Origin of the sequence: Pseudomonas sp. B22129, from assembly GCF_044218875.1 — a bacterium.
In the GTDB taxonomy this organism is placed as follows: Bacteria; Pseudomonadota; Gammaproteobacteria; order Pseudomonadales; family Pseudomonadaceae; genus Aquipseudomonas.
Map to the genome: position 1 here is coordinate 2195032 of NZ_CP162592.1, position 21548 is coordinate 2216579.

Annotated in this window: 15 protein-coding genes; 10 read left to right on the forward strand and 5 right to left on the reverse strand. The window is 56.5% G+C overall.

Going from position 1 to position 21548, the window contains the following annotated elements; genetic code table 11:
- Positions 1 to 32 precede the first annotated feature (32 nt).
- Together eat and AB4P94_RS10040 are read right to left on the reverse strand one after the other, a co-directional pair.
- Positions 33 to 1466, reverse strand: a complete 1434-nt coding sequence (eat, locus tag AB4P94_RS10035) for an ethanolamine permease (protein WP_395610386.1) — start codon at positions 1464 to 1466, stop codon at positions 33 to 35.
- Positions 1467 to 1673: 207 nt separating this feature from the next.
- Entirely contained in the window at positions 1674 to 3194 is a 1521-nt protein-coding gene (locus AB4P94_RS10040) for an aldehyde dehydrogenase family protein (RefSeq protein ID WP_395610387.1), read from the reverse strand.
- Positions 3195 to 3464: 270 nt separating this feature from the next.
- Between AB4P94_RS10040 and AB4P94_RS10045 the strand changes: the two genes are divergently transcribed.
- The 8 genes from AB4P94_RS10045 (at position 3465) to AB4P94_RS10080 (ending at position 17235) form a co-directional block, all read left to right on the forward strand.
- Positions 3465 to 5354 (forward strand): sigma-54-dependent Fis family transcriptional regulator, encoded by a 1890-nt coding sequence (locus AB4P94_RS10045; RefSeq protein WP_395610388.1) that lies wholly within the window; start codon positions 3465 to 3467, stop codon positions 5352 to 5354.
- Between the two features lie 145 nt (positions 5355 to 5499).
- Positions 5500 to 6765, forward strand: coding sequence for a hypothetical protein (locus tag AB4P94_RS10050; RefSeq protein WP_395610389.1), 1266 nt, complete (start codon positions 5500 to 5502; stop codon positions 6763 to 6765).
- Positions 6766 to 6957: 192 nt separating this feature from the next.
- Complete coding sequence (locus AB4P94_RS10055; RefSeq protein WP_395610390.1) at positions 6958 to 9918, forward strand: hypothetical protein; 2961 nt, start codon at positions 6958 to 6960, stop codon at positions 9916 to 9918.
- Between the two features lie 441 nt (positions 9919 to 10359).
- On the forward strand, positions 10360 to 13629 hold the full coding sequence (locus AB4P94_RS10060; RefSeq protein ID WP_395610391.1) for a hypothetical protein: 3270 nt from the start codon (positions 10360 to 10362) through the stop codon (positions 13627 to 13629).
- 259 nt (positions 13630 to 13888) lie between these two features.
- Positions 13889 to 14755, forward strand: coding sequence for a hypothetical protein (locus AB4P94_RS10065; RefSeq protein ID WP_395610392.1), 867 nt, complete (start codon positions 13889 to 13891; stop codon positions 14753 to 14755).
- Positions 14756 to 14982: 227 nt separating this feature from the next.
- Entirely contained in the window at positions 14983 to 16332 is a 1350-nt protein-coding gene (gene mpl, locus AB4P94_RS10070; protein WP_395610393.1) for a UDP-N-acetylmuramate:L-alanyl-gamma-D-glutamyl-meso-diaminopimelate ligase, read from the forward strand.
- Complete coding sequence (ubiX, locus tag AB4P94_RS10075; protein ID WP_395610394.1) at positions 16329 to 16958, forward strand: flavin prenyltransferase UbiX; 630 nt, start codon at positions 16329 to 16331, stop codon at positions 16956 to 16958. The genes mpl and ubiX overlap by 4 nt, the downstream gene beginning before the upstream one ends.
- Positions 16951 to 17235, forward strand: coding sequence for a YceK/YidQ family lipoprotein (locus AB4P94_RS10080; RefSeq protein WP_395610395.1), 285 nt, complete (start codon positions 16951 to 16953; stop codon positions 17233 to 17235). The genes ubiX and AB4P94_RS10080 overlap by 8 nt, the downstream gene beginning before the upstream one ends.
- Before the next feature lie 113 nt (positions 17236 to 17348).
- On the opposite strand, the gene AB4P94_RS10085 is transcribed toward AB4P94_RS10080, so the two are convergent.
- From AB4P94_RS10085 to AB4P94_RS10095, 3 genes are all read right to left on the reverse strand, one after another.
- A complete protein-coding gene (locus tag AB4P94_RS10085) occupies positions 17349 to 17990 on the reverse strand; it encodes an oxidoreductase (protein ID WP_395610396.1) in 642 nt (213 codons plus the stop codon).
- Between the two features lie 29 nt (positions 17991 to 18019).
- Positions 18020 to 19738 carry a C13 family peptidase gene (locus AB4P94_RS10090; protein WP_395610397.1) on the reverse strand — a complete coding sequence of 573 codons (1719 nt, stop codon included), beginning with the start codon at positions 19736 to 19738 and terminating at the stop codon, positions 18020 to 18022.
- 105 nt (positions 19739 to 19843) lie between these two features.
- The gene (locus AB4P94_RS10095; protein ID WP_016973926.1) at positions 19844 to 20299 is read right to left on the reverse strand and encodes a MaoC family dehydratase; all 456 of its coding nucleotides are present in this window, start codon (positions 20297 to 20299) and stop codon (positions 19844 to 19846) included.
- 160 nt (positions 20300 to 20459) lie between these two features.
- On the opposite strand from AB4P94_RS10095, the gene AB4P94_RS10100 reads away from it, so the two are divergent.
- Together AB4P94_RS10100 and AB4P94_RS10105 are read left to right on the forward strand one after the other, a co-directional pair.
- Positions 20460 to 20813 (forward strand): CidA/LrgA family protein, encoded by a 354-nt coding sequence (locus AB4P94_RS10100; protein ID WP_094951239.1) that lies wholly within the window; start codon positions 20460 to 20462, stop codon positions 20811 to 20813.
- The gene (locus AB4P94_RS10105; RefSeq protein ID WP_395610398.1) at positions 20810 to 21526 is read left to right on the forward strand and encodes an LrgB family protein; all 717 of its coding nucleotides are present in this window, start codon (positions 20810 to 20812) and stop codon (positions 21524 to 21526) included. Before AB4P94_RS10100 ends, AB4P94_RS10105 begins: the two co-directional genes overlap by 4 nt.
- The last annotated feature ends 22 nt before the right edge of the window (positions 21527 to 21548 follow it).

The window sequence follows — 21548 nt, forward strand, 5'->3', positions numbered from 1 at the left end:
CAGGCCAAGGCCTGCGTCGAGGTTTTCGGCATTCAGTGCAAGGCGGCCTCTGCGGCCTGGATCGCCGCGAATTCCTCTTCCGGCGTGCCTGCTACCAAGTGATGCCGGCTGTAGAAAGCAAAGTAAGCAATTAATACTCCATAGATGATCGCGGCGCCAATAACCACGCGCGGGTCCACCAAAAAGCCCGCCACCACGGCCACACAGGCCAGTACCAGCGCGATGCCCGAAGTAAAAATGCCACCCGGCGTGCGGTAAGGGCGGTCCATTTTGGGGCGGCGTATGCGCAAGGTGATGTGCGCGGCCATCATCAGCACGTAGGAAATGGTCGCGCCAAACACCGCCACCAGAATCAGCAAGTCACCCTGGCCGGTCAGCGACAGGCCGAAACCGATGATGCCGGGGATGACCAGGGCCAGTACCGGCGCTTTGCTTTTGTTGGTCTGCGACAGTTTGCGCGGCAGGTAGCCCGCGCGGGACAAGGCAAAAATCTGCCGCGAATAGGCGTAGATAATCGAGAAAAAGCTCGCGATCAATCCAGCCAGGCCGACCAGGTTGACGAAGCTGCCCATCCAGGTTGAACCGCCGTAGGACAGCGCCAGCGCTTCAACCAGCGGGTTGCCGGACTTGATCAACGCATAAGTGCCGGCGCCGCCCGGCGCAATCACCAGAATCAGCAGGGCAAAACTGGTCAGCACCACAATGGCGCCAATCAGGCCACGGGGCAGGTCGCGTTTCGGGTTCTTGGTTTCTTCAGCGGCCAGCGGCACGCCTTCAACGGCGAGGAAGAACCAGATGGCGTAAGGAATCGCCGCCCATACGCCGACGTAGCCGAAGGGCAGGAAAGTGCTGGCGCCCTTGGCCTCGGTCACCGGGATGTCCAGCAAGTTGGCGACATTGAAGTGCGGCACCATCGCCACCAGAAACACGCCCAAGGCAATGGCTGCGATGGCGGTGATCACAAACATCAGCTTCAAGGCTTCGCCCACGCCAAAGATATGGATGCCGATAAAGATGATGTAGAACGCCAGGTAAATCATCCAGCCACCGATGCCGAACAACGACTCGCAATAGGCACCGATAAACACCGCGATGGCGGCGGGGGCGATGGCGTATTCAATCAGGATGGCGGTGCCGGTGAGGAACCCGCCCCAAGGGCCGAAGGCGCTGCGGGCAAAGCCGTAGCCGCCGCCGGCGGTAGGGATCATGGAAGACAGTTCGGCCAGGGAAAAACACATGCACAGGTACATGGTGGCCATCAGGAGTGTGGCGAGAAACATGCCGCCCCAGCCGCCCTGGGCCAGGCCGAAGTTCCAGCCGGCGTAGTCGCCGGAAATCACGTAAGCAACGCCGAGGCCGACCAACAGCACCCAGCCGGCGGCGCCTTTTTTCAGTTCGCGTTGTTGGAAGTATTGGGAATCGACTTTTTCGAAGTCGACGGAAGAGCCAGTGGGTTCGCTAGGCATGGGGAAGTACCGTCCGTTCTTATTGTTTTTAATTCGGCGAAGTTGTGCCGAATGCAAGTCGCAAGTACTTGTAAAGATCAAACTGTGGGAGCGGGCTTGCTCGCGAAAGCGGTAGGTCAGTAAGTGATGAATTGACTGACTCACCGCTTTCGCGAGCAAGCCCGCTCCCACAGTTGATGGCATTTCAACTGTGGGAGCGGTTGTCAGTTAGAAAAAGCCCAACGGATTGATATCGTAGCTCACCAGCAGGTTTTTGGTCTGCTGGTAATGGTCCAACATCATCTTGTGCGTCTCACGGCCCACGCCGGATTTCTTGTAACCGCCGAACGCGGCATGCGCCGGGTACAGGTGGTAGCAGTTGGTCCACACACGGCCCGCCTTGATCGCGCGGCCCATGCGGTAAGCACGGTTGATGTCGCGGGTCCACACGCCGGCGCCGAGGCCGAACTCGGTGTCGTTGGCGATCGCCAGGGCTTCGGCTTCGTCCTTGAAGGTGGTGATGCTCACCACCGGGCCGAAGATTTCTTCCTGGAACACGCGCATTTCGTTGGTGCCCTTGAGCAGGGTCGGCTGGATGTAATAGCCGCCGGCCATGTCGCCGGTGAGCTGCTCAACCTTGCCGCCGGTCAGCAGTTGCGCGCCTTCGCCTTTGGCGATTTCCAGGTAGGAAAGGATCTTGTCGAACTGCTGCTCGGACGCTTGGGCGCCGACCATGGTGTCGGTGTCCAGCGGGTCGCCACGTTTGATCTGCTCGATTTTCTTCATCACCACTTTCATGAAGTCGTCGTAGATCGACTCTTCCACCAGTGCGCGCGATGGGCAGGTGCACACTTCGCCTTGGTTAAAGAACGCCAGCACCAAACCTTCGGCCGCTTTCTCGATGAACGACGGCTCGGCTTTCATGATGTCGGCGAAGAAGATGTTCGGCGACTTGCCACCCAGCTCAACAGTGGACGGAATAATGTTCTCGGCCGCCGCGTGCATGATGTGCGATCCCACCGGGGTCGAGCCGGTGAAAGCGATTTTGGCGATGCGCTTGCTGGTGGCCAGGGCCTCACCGGCTTCTTTACCGAAACCGTGCACCACGTTCAGCACGCCCGGCGGCAGCAGGTCGCCGATCAGCTCCATCAGCACGTTGATGCCCAGCGGGGTTTGCTCGGCGGGCTTGAGCACCACGCAGTTGCCAGCCGCCAGGGCTGGCGCGATTTTCCACGCGGCCATCAGCAGGGGGAAGTTCCACGGGATGATCTGGCCGACCACGCCCAGCGGCTCGTGGAAGTGATAGGACGCGGTGTGTTCATTGATTTCGGCGCTGGTGCCTTCCTGGGCGCGGATGCAACCGGCGAAGTAGCGGAAATGGTCGGCGGCCAGGGGGATGTCGGCGTTGAGGGTTTCACGCACGGCCTTGCCGTTGTCCCAGGTTTCGGTGATGGCCAGCAGTTCGAGGTTCTGTTCGATACGGTCGGCGATTTTCAGCAGCACCAGCGAGCGGTCCTGGGCCGAGGTTTTGCCCCAGGCGTCAGCGGCGGCGTGGGCAGCGTCGAGGGCCTTGTCGATATCTTTGGCCGTGGAGCGCGGGAATTCAGCAATCGCTTTGCCGTTGACCGGCGAGGTGTTGGTGAAATAGTTGCCATCGACCGGCGCAACGAATTCGCCGCCGATGAAGTTGCCGTACTTGGCCTTGAACGAAACGATGGCGCCTTCAGTACCGGGGTGTGCGTAACGCATGGTGGGTATCTCCTGACTTTTATGTTTATTGGAGTACAGCGATATTGCGCTTGATAAAGCGTAGAGCAAAGGTCGGGCCAGTGCGTGCGGGCCTGCTAAATCAGGGGGGTTAGCTGTGTTGCAACGCGTTGCTGTAGCAGGGTTGGCACAGGGTGGGTGACAGTTTGTGCCATAAACGGTACAGCCCATGACCGGCGGGTCGCCCCAGGGTTGCAATGGTCGGAATGCCGGGGGATGCTGGCCGTTCTCACGCAGGGAGAATAATAAGAAATGCACAACGATCATTTCAGTCGCCATGCCCAGCAAGTTCTGACCGTGGCCCATGGCCGCGACCCGTCCAGCGATCCGTCTATCGCTCGCTCCTGGCTGCGCTGCCTGGAGGACTATCACCTCGACCCAGCCTTGAGCATCGCCCCCACCGTGCTTGAACACGGCCGCTTGCTGGAAAGCCGCGAGCGCCTGCAACAAGTGCTGCACATCGCCGGCAGCGAGATGAACAGCTTGCATCAGCAGCTTTCGGGCGCTGGTCACGCGGTGTTGTTGACCGACGCGCGCGGGGTGATCCTCAACTGTGTCACGGCGCCGTCCGAGCGCAAGATTTTCGAACGCGCCGGTTTATGGCTCGGCGCCGACTGGAGTGAGGCGTGCGAAGGCACCAACGGCATCGGCACCTGCCTGGTGGAGCGTCAGTCCCTGACCATTCACCGTGATGAACATTTTCGTGGCCGCCACACCGGGCTGACCTGCTCAGCCAGCCCGGTGTTCGACCCCCATGGCGAGCTGCTCGCGGTACTCGATGTGTCTTCGGCGCGCGAAGCCGTGTCACGCCAGAGCCAGTTCCACACCATGGCGTTGGTGAACCTGTCGGCGAAGATGATCGAAAGCTGTTACTTCCTGCGCCATTTTGAACACCATTGGCTGCTGCGTTTTCACCTGCAGGCGGAGTCTGTGGGGATGTTCAGCGAAGGGTTGCTGGCGTTTGATGGCGAGGGCCGTATCTGCGCGGTCAACCAGAGCGCGCTGAACCTGCTGGGGCAGGTGCGTGCAGGGTTGCTGGGGCAGCCGGTGGAAGCATTTTTTGACTGTTCCCTCGACCAATTGCTCGGCCGTGCCAGTGCAAATGCCACGGCCAGCTGGCCATTGCGTACCCGTGATGGCCGGCCTTTATTTGCCGCACTGCGGGGGCAGCCGCGAGGTGTGCCGCCACCGTTGGTCAAGCCTGAAGCGCCACGTTTGCCGGGAATCTGTCTGGACGATCCGGCCCTGCAAAATGATTTTCGCAAGGCCTTGAAGGTCTTCGAACGTGATGTCCCGCTGCTGGTCAGTGGCGAGACCGGTAGCGGTAAAGAAGCGTTTGCCAAGGCTGTACACCAGGCCAGCCAGCGTGCTGGCAAGGCGTTTGTCGCGCTTAACTGCGGTGCCATTCCGGAAAGCCTGATCGAGAGTGAGTTGTTTGGTTATCGCGGCGGCAGTTTTACGGGGGCCCGTAAGGAAGGCATGCAGGGCAAGCTGCAACAGGCTGATGGAGGCACACTGTTTCTCGATGAAATCGGCGATATGCCCCTGGCGCTGCAAACCCGTCTGTTAAGAGTGCTCGAAGATCGCCAGGTGGTCCCCATCGGTGGTGAGCCCTTGGCTGTGAACGTCAGAATTATCAGCGCGACTCACCGCAACCTGCAGGAGCGTGTGCAGGACGGTCTTTTCCGTGAAGACTTGTATTACCGGCTTAATGGCCTGGAGGTGGCCTTGCCGGCATTGCGCGAGCGCAGGGATAAGGCGCAATTGTTGGATTTGCTGTTGTCGCAAGAAGCGGGTGAGCAATCGATCCGTCTCGAACCCGTGGCACGCCGGGCATTACTGGCCCATGCCTGGCCGGGTAACGTCCGTCAACTGCGTACGGTACTGCGTACTTTAGTGGCGCTCAGTGATGACGGGCAGATTGGGTGGCAGGATTTGCCCGTAATGTTACGTCATGCCCCTGCTTCAAAAAACGGCGGGCTCCCCCTTGAAGAGGCTGAGCGCCAAGCTTTACTGGTGGCATTGGAGCAATGTCATTGGCATATGACACGCACCGCGAAGCAGTTGGGTATAAGTCGAAATACGCTCTATAGGAAATGTCGCAAATATAAAATTAAATGCCTATTTGCAATAACTCCTTAATTAATTTTTCGATGTTGTTGCAGGCTGTTTATAAAGAGGTATATAGAACTTTTTTAAGGAACGAATTGAGTGGGGGTGGCCACCTAGTGAATAGAAATCTGATGATTTCTATAGGTCTCTAAAATTCACTAGTTGTGAGGTATCTATGCCAATTAAAGCGCCTTCTTTTTCTACAATTACACACAATAAACACCCCGCGACGCCCACCGTGCAGGCACCCAAAAAGTTACCTGATTATGCGCCCGCAGGCAGTAGTTATAATGGCGCAGGTAAATTGATTAACAAGCAAGGGCAGTTGCTCAATAACAAGGGGCAAGCGGTTGATGCGAAAGGTTACTTGATCAATGCGAATAACCAGAGAATCAACGCGCAGGGCCAGCTGGTTAATAAGCAAGGTCATGCGATAAATGACAAGGGTAAATTGATTAATGATAAGGGCCAATTAGTCAATACTCATGGCAAGCTGGTCAATGATGCTAATCATCTTGTTGATGAGAACGGCCGCTTGGTGAATAGCGCAGGGCGATTGGTGGACGTTAAAGGGCAACTGGTTGACAGAGATGGAAAACTGGTCAACAGGGAAGGGTATCTGGTTGATAAGATTGGACGGCCGCTTGATAAAAATGGCCGAGTGGCACTGGATCTGACCAGCGCAGTCAAGGGCAATAACGAACCTCACCCCCAGTTGTTTCCACCGAAAATCACAGCGGGTATCGCACAATGGCAAGGCAAGGTCCCGCCGCCTGCGCCCACGCCAACATTGACGATTCCCGAAGCAGTGGCCCGCATGGCTGATGCCCACAGTATGGTTAAGGCGGGTATCATTCCTGTGGCGCCGTCTGCGGCAAATATTGCGCGCGATGCGGCAATCAGCTCAGCAATCACAGGGGTGATATCCGCGCCGCTGAATATCGCGGCTTATGCGGGTTCTACAGCTTCAGCGGAAAAAATCAAAGCTTCGTATTTGCCCGCACCACTGGTTACTGCGGCACCTGGTGCTAAGCCATTGGTAGAGAGCGCGCCGAGTGAGCCAGCAACTGGCGTGGAAAAACTGTACCCGCGACTGGACGAGGCTCAGGTCACTGCCTTCACGGTCACCAATCAGTCGATGGTGCTCAAATTCGGGGATACGGGCTCGGCGTTATTGCCGGATCAATATTGGCCAAAAGACCCGCTGGCGCGTATTAATCAACTTGAAAATTTGTTGGCACATGCCGAAGAACACACTAAAGAGGTTGCCAACGAATACGAAGTTTTCTTCAAACCTTATCTGGGCGACCAAAAAGCGGCTGAGGGTCTTGACGGGGTGGAAGTGCGACTTGGAGCCGTCGATAAGAGGATTGCTGCAGTGCATAAAGCACAGGCTTCTATCTTGAAAGAGATGGCGTTGCGTATACCTGAAACTGAATGAGTTTGACGTGGAAAAACACTATTGTTTGATAGTGAGTGCATGAATTTTACAGGGTGTTCTTAATGGCCATGGGTCGATAGGGCGAACAGTATCGACAGGTATCGGCGCTAAGCCTGACGCTGAAGGGAATAACGGTGACAGGCTTTATCCAGAACATTGCCTGATTATGTGCAGGTGGTGTGGTAGTTTTCTATGAACATTAATACCCCCGCACGATTAAGTTTTTCAGAAAGTATAATATTTGATGGTTCGCTGACACCGCCAAAAAAAAATAAACTAATAGGTGAGCACTCTTTAGACCCGTGGAGTGTTGGAATGCCTTCGAGCAGGCATCCTCGCGAAGCGCACGCCCCATCTTCCAGTGGGTTCGACTACGGTGGGTTGCTCACTAAAGCCATACCGATGAACGTTGAAGACCAGACCAAACTACGTTTGGCAGTTGATGCCTGGAAAGCACGTCAACAACAGACGGGTCCAGGTGATATTCCCGGCACGCGGAGCTTGATTGAGCTTCTGCTGCGTACCCTTCCCGAGTATTCAAGGCCGGCTAACAGCGAGCCTGAAAAAGCACTCCAGGCCATCCTCGTCTCATCAGAGGGTCAGGCATTGGCTGCTTTACTCCAGGACAGCATCGACGTAGTTCCGACAGCATCCAGTCTGCAGGATGTCCTGCTCAGTGCTTTATTATTGGACGCAGGTTACGGCTCAGAACAACAGCGCAATAACCTGGCTGGATACTCGCTGCGCCAGCAGGGTAATTGGGGCTACAGCGCCGCTGAAATAGCCAAGCGCTTCGAAGACCATCTCGCCACAAGATTTGGCGTGGCCAGCGCCAAAACCATTGCCTTCTTATTGTTGTCGGTTTCAGCCCCCGAGTTTCTGGTAAAAAAATTACCCGCATCGCTGGTGTACGGCTCTCATCAATGGGCGACTTTCAGTGCCGCAGTCGCACGTATTGACGCCAGCCAGCCAGGGTCTGCGGCATCAATGAATTATTCGGCGATCATGGCGCGTGATGAGCAGGCGCCTGTTTCAGTCACAGAGAAGCTCCAACGGCAATACGCGCAAATGCAAGCCGTTACCGACTGGGGCATTGCCAACGGCATCATTCTTGAAAATAGCGATGATGACTATACCTTCGAGAGCATTGGGCGTGCCGTCGATGCCATGCAAACACTGCATACCACCCTCGCTGACTCTGTTACGGCTCTGAACACACCAGTGCCCACTCGCCGAGAATTGGCGCTTGAGGAGCTGAGGAGGGTGTATGGGGCTGAAAATGAGCGTTTTTTTACGCAAAAATTGCTGGGGGATATTGTTCCGGGCTCTCCTGGCCGGAAGTCGTATTCGTTGTTGGACATTTACATGTCCGGCGAGCTGGGCAAGCATTTCTGGATATCCAGTGACCCTGAATTCAATACCGTTAAAGTCAATCTTGGTTTTTCGGCATTGAAAAATATCAAAAGTCAGTTTGTTGAAAAGTTTGATGAGTATACCAAGGGGCTGAAAGAGGCGTTCACTGCACAGTTCAAGTATCAACTATCGTCACTCCCGGCTGAGGACCGGAGATTGATTGAGTATGGCAAGGTCACGACTTTCTCTCTTGTACATCCCAATCGGAATCAAGGACCTGTCAGCTCTTCTCATAAAATTCACCCTTATGTAGACAGCGGCGCGGTATTGATCAGAGCGGATCTTGACGGGAAAGTTTGCCACTATCTGTACTCGCCCGCGCAGGGGCGAATTATCAAGGATGCTGATCCTTCCCGGCCTGGTTTGCAGCTTCCGGGCAGCCGCTTGTATTTTTCCATGTCTCTACCCGATTCGCCTGCTGGCAAAGAGCCTGCTGTCACAATTTTGTGGCAACCGCTAGGTACTCCCTGGCCGAAAAAAGACCCGATTGACTTTGCGGCGTTCTCCATTTACCCCTCCAAATCGTTGCAAGCTGGAACGCCTGGGCCGCATTCCACCAAGCCGCTTGAAACCTTTACCTCGTCTAAGTCAAATGAGCTGGCGAACGCTGTCTCTGCTTATTTCACGCGGGGTTTGGAAGAAGTGAAAGTAGCGGCTAATGGCATGACCGAGATAGAAATTGAAAGACGTACTGCAGAAGTCGTCAATGAGTTTTTTCTAGGATTTATTCCTTTCTACAGTGCGGTTAAGAGTTTCATTGATGGTAAGCCCACGGAGGGTTTTTTTTATGCAGTGCTGGACGTGTTTGGTTTTTTGACGCCTGCATTGAAAGGGGGTATCCAAGGGGCCAAAGCGGTTGTTAAATCCGGGATGGGCTCGGCATTGGGTTTTCTCAAGGGGTTTGGCAAAACGAGTGCCCAGATGATTAACCCTCTTGCAGGTGTTTATGATGTGGGGCGTGGTGTTTTTAATCTAAGCAAGGCGGGTTTTAAAAAGCTACGGCCTCTAAGTGGGCACTACGGTAGTTTCGAGCCCCCTTTATTACGGAGTACAGATAGTATTGCCGAGGGGATTTACCGGCCCTGGGGGGCTAATGCAGATGGTGCTCGGGTCACGGCTGTAAAGCAGAACGATCTATGGTATGCGTTTGACGTTTCCACCCAAACCCCTTACGGGGCACCGTTAAAAGGTTTTGTACCCAGGTCGTACTCACCGTTCATGACCCAGATTATACAAACCGCAAGTTCGACGGCCATTGACGTTGGCGTTTTTTCAGCCATCTCCTTTGCGGAGAATGCCTTAAAAACGCACTATGCGCGTTTGCCTGTACAGGCCACCAGATTTGATCCTGGTGAGGTGGCAGTACCGGAGTTGCCGTCGGTGCCGGGAATTTTTGATCCGTCCCTCCTATCCCGCCTTGACGCCAGTTCGCGGAGCATGACTGAGCTGGATAAGTTAATCCTGGCATTAGTCTCGGGCCATGAGGAACCGATCTGTATAAAGTGTGCGGAACCTCTGGAGTACTTGGATAAGCTGGAAACGGCTCTTGAGAAACTTGAGGATCACACTGTTCTTATAGCAGATGCGTACCAGGTTTATTGCAAACCTTATAATCCACGTGCGCATGGCGATTGGAGCAACAGCAGTTTGATGGAGCGGGTGGAGGCGATTGAGAAAAGAGTCGATGAAGTACGTAAGGCGCTTGTACGGGTTCAGGCGTTGCTTGGCGTATCAGCGTAGTTGCTGTTTGATGTCTTGATTCAATCATGTTGTTACATGCGCTGAACGACTGAGCCTGCGAGGGTTGTTCGCGGTACGCTTTGTGAGCGGTTGCGCAAGCCTGCAACCAGTCGCACTTGTTGGCTTGATTGGCGCATTACTCATCGCGCTACCTGTAGAAAAGTCTGGTTTTTCATATGCAGGGTACGAACTATTAAGTCGGTTGGTTTTCATGCGTCGTGGTTAAGCAATGCAGTCTATCTGTAGGCTTTTATATAAAGTGCTAGTGAAAAGCTGACGATGGGGGGGCGGACATTTTTTCAAATCGGCTGGTCGTTTTCAGAGGTTCCCTACTGACATATTTGGGAATAGATCAGCAGCGTCGGCTGCGTCATTTATGGATCGTTTCGCCACTCAGTGCATGAACAGAGGTTTTGTCTGATTGACGTGCGAGGCGGTTAAATGACGGGTATTTTGGGTTCCAATGCAGCACCAATCCTTTCAAACAGTGTGGCAAGACAGCCTGAGCCGAAAGCCGAGTCTTCTGCGCCAGCCGTTGCGCCACCCCTTGGCGATGCAAGGGTGACGAGCAACCTCGACGCGGCCTTGGCTGATACTCCTGAAGCCCGTGCAACGGCGGACGCTCAGTTGGCGAGGCCCTTCGCAGTCGCATTGGCCACACGTTCTTTCCACACCTCAATGATGCCGCCTGATGTTGAAGTTCCACCTCAGTCCACGCTCGGGCGTTGGCGCACTCAACTGGACAGCGCGTTCAAAAGCCCCAGGGTCCTGGCTTGGGCGGCAGAGCAGGGGCTTGATACCCGAAGCTTAACCCTGGACCCCTCGCGCGGGACGTTGGCCGGCACGGTAAATGGCCAGGCACACACGTTTTCCCTGGCGGACGATTCGGGTTGGTCCGATGTTTCCCGAACACTCTTGTCGATTGCCAGGGTGATCGCGCCGAAGCCTGGGCAGGTGTTCAGTTACCCCTGGCCGGAGGCAAAGGTGCCGCTGTACACGGTGGGGCGATTTTACGGCGAACCGATAGACCTCTCGCCTGCGCAAGCGCGCTTGCACCGCCAGAAATTGAAGAATGGAACACGATTTGAATTTGCACCCATGGCTTATACGTTGCAGCGCTCAGCGCAGGCGTTAACGAAGCAGATTACTGGGCTAGGGGATGACGCTAACCATCAAGCCCTTATTACCGCGCTGAGGTCCCAGGTCGATGATGCAAAAGGGACCATCGACCTGAGCCAGGTCATGATCCCCATCGACCTGCGCTCACATCGGTTTGCCACCGAGCAACGCCGCCAGGTAAGTGTTGCGCAATACCTCCAAAGTGAGGGGTGTACGGTACCTGCCAACAGCAGGGATGCACACGACCTGGCCAGCGCGTTATTTTTTGATCTTGCCCATCGAGTACCCGGGGGGGACGCTGGAGGGGTAAGGCATATTGCTCGATTATTGAGTGACACCGATCTGCGCAAGATGAGGGGCGTGGTCACCCGATGGAAGGCACAGACCGTAACCGATGTGCCAGAAGCTCAGGCCGGTGCCGGGGCCGGCAGCCTGTTGCACAGGCTAATCAGCACGCTGCCTGAACCCACAAGAAAGTTGATAGCGAACAACCCTGCGTCTGTATTGGACGCACTCATTCGGTCCCCCGGGGCACAGGGGCTGGGTGAAACCATACGGAAAAAACTAAATCTGGCTGAATCGCCGACCACTGCGATTGAGAGTGTGAGTGTCGCGATCTTGCAAGAACTGGATCCCGCTTCAGGCCAGTCTTGTTTTAATGTGGCGGGCTATAACCTGTATCAAAAAGGTAATGCGGGCGCCTCAGCCGCGCAGATCGTCAAACGGTTTACGGCTCACCTTGAACATAAGGTTGGCGTGGAAGCAGCGCCTGTTGCCGCGCAACTCTTGCTCTCTGCGGTGGCTCCGGAGTTCCTGGCAAAAGATATTCCACCTTTGCTTGTTATTGGCTCTCACACTTGGGAATCTTTTTCCACGGCGGTTGCACTGATAGAGAAACAAGCCTCCGGCGCGCCGGTGAATATGACCTTCAGCCAAATAATGAAATACGCGGATGCCCAGCTCATCGTTCTTGAAGGGGAGAGCCAGTTAGAGATCGCATCGATTAACCCGCTGATTGCCTGGGGCTTGGCGAATGACGTGATCGAGAAAAAACCAAACGACGTTTATACGTCTGAAGATGTTGCGCGTTCGCTGCGCGTGCTGAAAGAACAGAAAAAAGAGTTGGAGGGCGCGCGCGTCAATTTGTTAAAACCCGTGCCGACACGGGAAGAACTCGCGCTGGCCGAGTTGAAGCGAGTCTTTCCTGATCTGGACCCCACAGCGAAAACGTTGCGGGGCTTTTATGATAAAAGTTATGTTGTGTCACTGCTGGATGTCTATATGACTGAGCCGTATGAGCCGGATATGTGGGTGTCACGAGATAAAAAAGTGTTTCCGTGGGAGGAGATAAAGCGGAGTTTATCCAAGTCTCCAAGCATTAATTCAACATTTTCTGAAGTGTTTGAGTCGTATAAAAAAAGCCATGCGCAAGCTTGGGCCATACAGTTCAAATATCAGATTTCCTTGTTGCCGGCGGCAGAGCGAGAGCGCCTACAACAATCAGATGTCAGCTTCATGGAACTGTCTCGGCTCTTTCTGGGAACGGAGCTTGAACCGGGCCTCTCGTTGTTTCCCGCGCGTGTACCACGAAAACCCACTGTGCAGGAGCTGGAAGATTTAAAAGGTCGTCATGGTTTGCTGATGAAAGTGCAGGGGCGCGACGGGCAGGTTGATTATTATAGTTATTTCCCGGGGCTGGGAAAGCTTGTTAAGGCTGAGGGTGTACCGGGGGAAAACGCCAGTTTTGACGACAGTGCCTATTTCGGCAAACGCTCCAAAACGCGCGAGCCAGGCACCTACAATATCTTTTCGCCCTTTGGCGAACCCAATACAGAGCGTGAACCGCCTGGCGCGATCGGCAACGCGAAGGGTGCTTTTTTTTCCGGCAGGAACGGATCACTGGCCAACGTGGTGGGGCAGTTTTTTACGAAGGATTATGCGGGTTTAAAAGCAGAGGCCGCCGGGGAGACAGCGATAGAAAAGACGACAAAGACGAATCAAAAGATAAACGAATTTCTCCTTTCGCTGGTTCCTTTTTATGACGGTATTAAGGATGCAATCAACGGAAATGTGGCGGGGGCAATTTTTAATATCGGCTTCGACATATTAGGCTTTCTTCTTCCTGGTGCAGCGGCCGGGAGCAAAGCGCTGAAGGCTGGGAAGTCAGTAGGCAATGCCTTGCGACGTTCATTTTTCGCTGGTGTTGGCGCTTCTATCGGGGTCACGGACGCTCTGGATCTCCCGAAGCACATAAAACGAGGGACAGTGACCGGCATCAAAGATGCAAGGTTGTTACGTCAGCATGCAGATGAGGTGTTGCCCCGGCTCAAAGGCAACTATCAATCTTATGACGTAACACGGTTTTATAAAGAGGGTGACATTGTTAAGGGGGCCGCTGTACTGGAAACGAGCGGCGTATTGACGCCTGTCGTCGCTATTTTCAGGAAAGGGGGGTGGTATACATACAGTGCCCTTACGAATACACCGTTTGGCCCGCAGTTAGCGCAGTTTGGTAGTTTAAGCGCACTGGAGTCTTTGAGGCCGCAGCCGAACGTGCTGGATAAAACAGATCTGCCAACGATTGGCACATAATTTTATTGGCGTGAATATATTTTTACTACCTTGCGGCAGGTTTCGTTGTGTGCGTGCAAAAATCCATTTTGTTATTTTTGATTTTATTGGAACTGTTCAGGTGTTTTTTTCACGAAATAAACGAGAGTAAGGGATGACTTTCTAATGTCAATTAATCATTAGGTAAATCATTATGATATTTTCATATTCATTCAGGCGGTCAGCTGTACATTCAAAGTTTGGGGATTTGTTCAGCGGCGGGTGGAATAGAGTCGTTGATGTGCCCCCCCCTCCTAGGACAATTGAAGTTCCAAGGAGCCCGGATGCATCAGGAACGCATTCGGGAAACGGTGCTGACGCCTCTGCTCATAAACCCGTCGATTCCAAACCTACTGGTTTTGATGCGCCAGGGCACGCAAGCGGTACCAAACAGCCTGGAGACGTTGCCGAAGCCGGCACCCCGGAGTCTCTGGAGATAAAAGCCTACAAGGAAGCACAACAAAAAAAGTGGCAAGCTGAAAAAGATGCACAAGCCCGGGATAAGTTGTTTAACCAGCCGACGACGGGCCGAGTCGATGGAAAAGAAGTTGACTCTTTTTCTGTAAGTGCCCTGGAAGAGAGCGCAGAGGCTTTGGTGAAGGCCGAGAAGGCAAACCCCCTCCGGCGCAAGGACATTTTAAAGACGGCGGGAATCACGGCAGCCGTCACAGTACCTTTCACATTTGCCGCGATAGTTGGCGGTGCTACCGTAAACGAACTTCTCAAACCCTATCTCAACCCGCTGCCGGTCGCGGCCACAGAGCAAAGCGTCATGGAAGGGCGGTTGGTGGGGCATACCATGCAGCGTGTATTTCTGCTGGCGAATACCTTGGCAGATCTTCGTTCAGAGCCGCATGTTGGGCCCTCTGTGGCGTGGATGGCGAACACGAATGATGAACGCATGGACAATCTTGAGGAGATGCTTGGGTTCATCGAAACGGCGTTTCGCGATGACGCCAAAAAGGTAGGTATATCGTTTGAGCCGCCTTCAACCGGTAAATCAGAGGACGATATTACGCTGCGGGCCACGGCAATGGAGTCAAGAATGGCGGCGCTCACGGCATTGATGGGCGCAATGAAAGAGAAGCTTACGGCTACCGCTGCATAGGATGAAGGTTCACTTTTTACTGTCAGGATAGTGCTGCCGGCAATGGATAGCCTTTCAAATGCGCTGCTGTATTCAGTGGAAGGTGCGTGCGCCCCCTTGTATCCAGCGGCGCTTTCCATCGGGTTCACGGGGCGCGCCATCGTGCCCTGACACATGAACGCCCCACCTAAAGAGTGCGATTTCCCACGCCCTGCGCTAACCTGCCTCGATGTTTTACGAGGTCGACTATGCACATTCATATTCTTGGTATTTGCGGCACTTTCATGGGCTCGATGGCGGTTCTGGCCAAAGAGCTGGGCCATCACGTCACCGGTTCCGACGCCAATGTTTACCCGCCCATGAGCACGCAACTGCAAGCCCAGGGCATTGAGTTGACCCAAGGCTACGACCCTGCGCAATTCGACCCGGTCCCGGATCTGGTGGTGATCGGTAACGCCATGGTGCGTGGCAATCCGGCGGTCGAGTATGTGCTCAACAAAGGTCTGCCTTATGTGTCCGGCCCTCAGTGGCTGGCAGACCATGTATTGCAAGGGCGCTGGGTACTGGCCGTCGCCGGCACCCACGGCAAGACCACCACCAGCAGCATGCTGGCCTGGGTGCTGGAGCATGCGGGCATGAGCCCGGGCTTCCTGATCGGCGGCGTGCCGCAGAATTTCTCGGTGTCGGCGCGTCTGGGTGATACGCCGTTCTTCGTGATTGAGGCGGATGAATACGACAGCGCTTTCTTCGACAAGCGCTCCAAGTTCGTTCATTACCGCCCGCGCACGGCGATCCTGAACAACCTTGAGTACGATCACGCCGACATTTTCCCTGATCTGCCGGCCATCGAGCGCCAGTTCCATCATTTGGTACGCACCATTCCAAGCGAAGGTCTGGTGATCCATCCGACCACCGAGCCCGCTTTGCAACGCGTGATTGAAATGGGCTGCTGGACCCCGGTGCAAACCACCGGCGCGGGCGGGCAGTGGCAGGTCAAACTACTCAGCGAAGACGGCTCCCGGTTTGAAGTGCTGTTCGAAGGCGTGGCTCAGGGCATTGTCGACTGGGATATGACGGGCCAGCACAATGTCGCCAATGCGTTGGTAACGCTGGCAGCGGCGCGGCATGTCGGCGTGGTTCCCTCCATGGGCATCGCGGCCTTGAGCGCGTTCAAAAGCGTGAAACGCCGTATGGAAAAAGTCGCCGACGTAAACGGAGTTACCATCTACGACGACTTTGCCCACCACCCGACGGCCATCGCCACCACCCTCGATGGCTTGCGCAAACGCGTCGGGGATGCGCTGATCATTGCGATTGTCGAGCCGCGCTCCAACTCCATGAAGCTCGGCGCGCACCGCGATGGCCTGCCGGAAAGCGTCAATGATGCCGACCAGGTGGTGTGGTACGCACCCGCCAACCTGGGCTGGGATCTGCCAGCGATTGCAGCGCAGTGCACTGTGCCTTCCAAGGTCTGCGACTCCATCGAAGGCATCATCGAGTTCGTCAAACAACAGGCCAAGCCTGGCACTCACGTGGTCGTGATGAGCAACGGCGGCTTCGGCGGGCTGCACGGCAAATTGGCCGAGGCTTTGAAATGAGTGGCCCGGAACGCGTCACCTTGGCGATGACCGGCGCGTCCGGCGCGCCCTATGGCCTGCGCCTGCTCGATTGTCTGGTGCGCGAGGAGCGCGAGGTGCACTTTCTGATTTCAAAGGCCGCGCAACTGGTGCTGGCCACCGAAACCGACGTCGCCTTGCCGGCCAAGGTGCAGACCATGCAAGCCTTCCTCACCGAGTACACCGGTGCGGCGGCGGGGCAGATCAGGGTCTACGGTAAAGAAGACTGGATGTCGCCGGTGGCCTCCGGCTCCGGCGCGCCGGCGGCGATGGTGGTGGTGCCCTGTTCCACCGGCACGCTGTCGGCGATTGCGACGGGCGCCTGCAATAACCTGATCGAGCGCGCAGCGGACGTGACCTTGAAAGAGCGTCGCCAGTTGATCCTGGTCCCGCGTGAGGCGCCGTATTCGAGCATTCACCTGGAACACATGCTCAAGTTGTCGAACATGGGCGTGACCATTTTGCCGGCATCGCCCGGTTTTTATCACCAGCCGCAGACCATCGATGACCTGGTGGATTTTGTAGTGGCGCGGATTCTCAACCTGCTGAACATTCCTCAGGACATGCTGCCGCGTTGGGGTGAGCATCATTTGAGCAGCGATGAATAAGGCCCTGCTGGTGCTGTTGGCGCTGCAACTGGCGGGTTGCGCCACGGCGCGTACCCTGGACGCCGCGCAACCCGGTGCGCCGGTGGTGTATGCCGGTACACGCCTGGATTTGTATGCGATCAATGGTGGGTGTTGTGCCAAGGACAGGTTTGGTGCCGAGGCGCCGAGCTATCCGCATGTGGACCTGCCGGCCAGTGCGTTGCTCGATACCTTGCTGTTGCCCCTGTCAGCATTGACGGTGCTGGGGGTGGGGTTTAACGCAACCGGTGGCCTGTAGATCTATAGCGCCTGGGCCGGCCCCATCGCAGGCAAGCCAGCTCCCACCTTTGGAATGCGTTCCCCTGTGGGAGCTGGCTTGCCTGCGATGAGGCCCGGTCAATCACTGCACGTTTATTTGCCTAGCTTGCGCAACTCATCCGACTCCACCACCCGTACCCCATCCTGCTCTTCCAGCGCCAGGCGCCACATCGCGCGGGCCAGTTCGCACACTTCGATGCCGTGGTATTTTCCCGGAATCAAGCGCGACAGCGGCCCGGCGATCTTCTCGGCCAGGCGCGTTTCCAAGCGTTCCCCGAGCAACAAAGAAGGCCGCACGATGGTCAGTTGCGGCCAGTCCTGAGCCCTCAGCGCCTGTTCCATTTCGCCTTTGACACGGTTGTAGAACACCGAGGATTTCGGGTCAGCGCCAATCGCGCTGATTACGATCAGGTGGCGCGCGCCCATTTCCCGCGCACGTTTGGCGAAAGCCACGACCATGTCCAGGTCGACGGCACGAAACGCCGCTTCAGATCCGGCTTTTTTAATCGTGGTGCCCAGGCAGCAGAAGGCGATATCGACCTGGCCACTCAACTGCGGCAGAAACACGGCCGGATCGCCCACCGGGTTTTCCAGGTGCGGGTGTTCCGCCAAAGGCTTGCGGCTGGGCGCCAGTACGCGGGTCACAGTGGGTTCGTTGAGCAGGCGGTCGAGCAAGTGTTCGCCGGTCAGGCCAGAGGCGCCGGCAAGCAGGATATGTTGTGGTGTCAGGTACATGGTGTTTCCCCCTTGTTACACGTTACAGCTTAGTTGCCTTTGGCTTCCTTGCTATTCATGGAGACGCTTTCGAGCGCCTTTCGTGCCTGCTGTTTACGTAATAGTTGCCAATGGGCGACCACGCCCTTGGGGGCCCAGATCTGCGGTTCGGAGGCTTCGAAGTTGTCCGCCTGTTCGCGTTCGGCCACGTGTACCTGTGCCAGTTTGAAGGCTTGCTGTAAATCGTCGGTTTGGTTGAAAGCCTGTGCGAAAAGAGCGTCGCCGAAGTAGGTGAAGTCCTCTTCCTCGGAGCAGCCGAAAGACACACGATCGGCGCGGGAGGCGGTCATGATCAGGGTGCGCTCATCTTTCAAGGCCGGGATAAAACCGCCCGAGTAGCAGGCCGATATCACGATGATCTTGTCGCGGTTCTTCAACGGGGCAAGCACGTTCGCCAACTCATCGGCCGGCAGGTCGGCCAGCTCCATGCGCGGCTGGTCGAGCACCAGTTCATGTTCATGGGTGCCATGGCTGGTGAGGTAGATAAATACCAGGTCTTCCGGGCCGGTGCGTTCGGCCAGGGTTTGCACGGCGCGGCGCAGGCTTTCGCGGGTCGCGAGCGGGCGGTCGGCGATATGGTCGCGGTGGTTGACCAGGCGAATCTGCCCGCGCGCGCCGAAGCGGGTGGCGAGCATGTTGCTGACGTAATCGGCTTCGCGCAGGAACACGCTTTGCTTGCCGTCACCGGCCAGCACCAGGGTGTACAACTCGACGGCGGGGGTGGATGCAGGCACGGCGGCGAGGGCGGCATCAAGCAGGCGGCCCTGGGCCAGTATTCCGGTTTCCAATGGGTCTGGCAGCAGCTTGCCGTCGGCGTCACGCACGCGCATGCCGTTGACCCAGGTGCCGGCCTGCACGGTGCCATCGGTCAATACGAGAGTGCCCTTGCCCTGATAGCTGTCGCTGTCGAAGCCGCCGATATAGAAGCTGCCGTCAGTGAGGTTCAGGCGGCCTTCGCCACTGAAACGCCACTCGCTGAACTGGCCGACATAATGGCTGCCGTCAATGCCGATCAACTCGCCCTTGCCGCTCAGTGCACCTTCCTTGAACTGGCCGATCCACACGTCGCCGTCGGCGTTTTCGTAGCGGCCCTTGCCGTTGAGCTGGTTCTGCTTGAACTGGCCGACATAGATGTCACCGTCGGCGCTGTTGAACGTGCCGTTGCCTTCCAGTTGGCCATCCACGAAGTGGCCGCTGAACTGGTTGCCGCTGTCGTCGTTGCGCTGGCCTTCGCCATTGGGCTTGCCGTGGGCGAACTGGCCCTGGTATTGGCTGCCGTCGGCCAATTCCAGACGACCCAGGCCGGAGTACTGGTCGTCCTTGAATTCACCGCGATAAGTCATTTGCCCCTCTTTGAGGGTGCCTTCGCCGTTGCGCCGGCCATTCTTGAAACCGCCGACGTAGCTGCTGCCCGCCGTGGTCAGGCTGCCCTGGCCGTCAAACAGGCCTTGCTGGAACTGGCCTTTATAGACTTCGCCGTTACTGCCGTGCCATTCGCCCTGGCCGTGCCACTGGCCCTTGTCGAACTGGCCGGCGTACCAACTGCCGTTGGGGTAGTCCACGCGGCCCTGGCCTTGCAGCAAACCGTTGACCACATCACCCCGGTAGCGGCCGCCATCGGGCAGGCGCGCATCGGGCGGCAACAGCGATTCGCCGTCTCCGCAAGCGGTGAGCAACAGGGCAAGGGCAAGGGGAGCGAGTGGGCGCATAGCGGGATCCGGATAATTGAGCGCCGAGTATGCCGCAGCTGCGAGATTCATACATAAATTTACATACACTGTGGCAAGGTTTATCACCTCACCACAGGCACGGCCTTACACGAAGCAGAGTGACAACGACTCGGCGATGTAAGCGGGTTTTTCCTGACCGTCGATTTCCAGAGTGGCGGTGGCCTTAAATAGCCATTGGCCAGGTTTTTTCTCGGTGACGTCAGTCAGGGTGACGTTCAGGCGCACCCTGGAATTGACTTTCACCGGCTGGATAAAACGCACGCTGTCCAGGCCATAGTTGACCGCCATCTTCAGGCCTTCGGGCATGATCAGGATGTCTTCCATCAGCTTGGGCATCAACGACAGCGACAGGAAACCGTGGGCGATGGTGCTGCCGAACGGTGTTTGCGCGGCCTTGACCGGGTCGACGTGGATGAACTGATGATCACCGGTGGCTTCTGCGAACAGGTTGATACGCGCCTGGTCGATGGTGAGCCATTCGGAACGTCCCAGTTCCTTGCCGACATAATCTTTGAGCTGCGCTACAGGTACATAGGGCATTGCGACTCTCCTTGGTTTCATCGGTTTTTATAGGTGTGCGAAATCCATGGTAGATCATCACGGGCAACTGGCCCGGTCAACCCACCATGCTTTTGGCGAATGCCGGAGCATAGGGTGGGCGTGCTTATAATGCGGGCGTGCGAAAAAGGGGGGAGAACGGATGCTGTTACGGGGCCTGACATGGCTGGTGTTGTTTCAATTGATCGGCACCGCGATCAACCATTTGCTGTTGCCGGTGCTGCCGGGGCCGATCATCGGCTTGCTGCTGATGCTGGGGTTTCTGATCTGGCGCGGTGAGGTCGGCGAGCCCCTGAGCCTGGCTGCCAGCAGTTTATTGCGTTACTTGCCGTTGCTGCTGGTGCCGCCGGCGGTGGGCGTGATGGTGTACGCGAAGGACATCGCCGCCGACTTTTGGGCCATCGTCGGTGCGCTGGTGTTGTCGCTGGTGATCGCCATGGGGTTTGTCGGGGTATTGATGCAGCAGATGGTCAAGCGCAAGGAAAAGGACCAATGACCTTCGACTGGCAGGGCGCTTGGGCTGCCGTTATTCATCACCCCTTGTTCGGCATTGGCATCACCCTCGGCGCGTATCAGTTGGTGCTGGCGGCCTTCGAGAAAACCCGCTGGATCTTCCTGCAACCGGTGTTGGTGTCCATGCTGCTGGTGATCGGCGTGCTGGTCAGTTGCGGGCTGACCTATGTCGAGTACCGCAAAAGCACCGAAATCATGGGCATCCTGCTCGGCCCCGCAACCGTGGCGCTGGCCGTACCGCTGTATTTGAACCTGCGGCGGATTCGCCAATTGTTCTGGCCGATTTTTACTACGCTGGTGATAGGTGGGGTAGTGGCGACCGGCCTGTGTGTGCTGCTGGGCGGGTGGTTCGGTGCCGAACACAGGATGCTGATGACCATGGCGCCCAAATCGGTGACTTCGCCGATTGCCATGCTGGTGGCCGAGCAGATCGGCGGCGTGGCCGCGCTGGCGGCGGTGTTTGTACTGATCACCGGTGTGATCGGCGCAATGATCGGCCCGGCGTACTTGTCACGCCTGGGCGTGCACAGCCCCGAAGCGCGGGGCATGGCCCTGGGCATGACTGCCCACGCCGTCGGCACCTCGGTGGCGTTGCAAGAAAGCGAAGAGTGCGGCGCCTTTGCGGCGCTGGCCATGAGTCTGATGGGCGTGGCCACGGCGGTCTTTCTGCCGCTGGCCGTGTCGGTGATGGTTTAAACCCGGGTTTGAAGGAAACCTT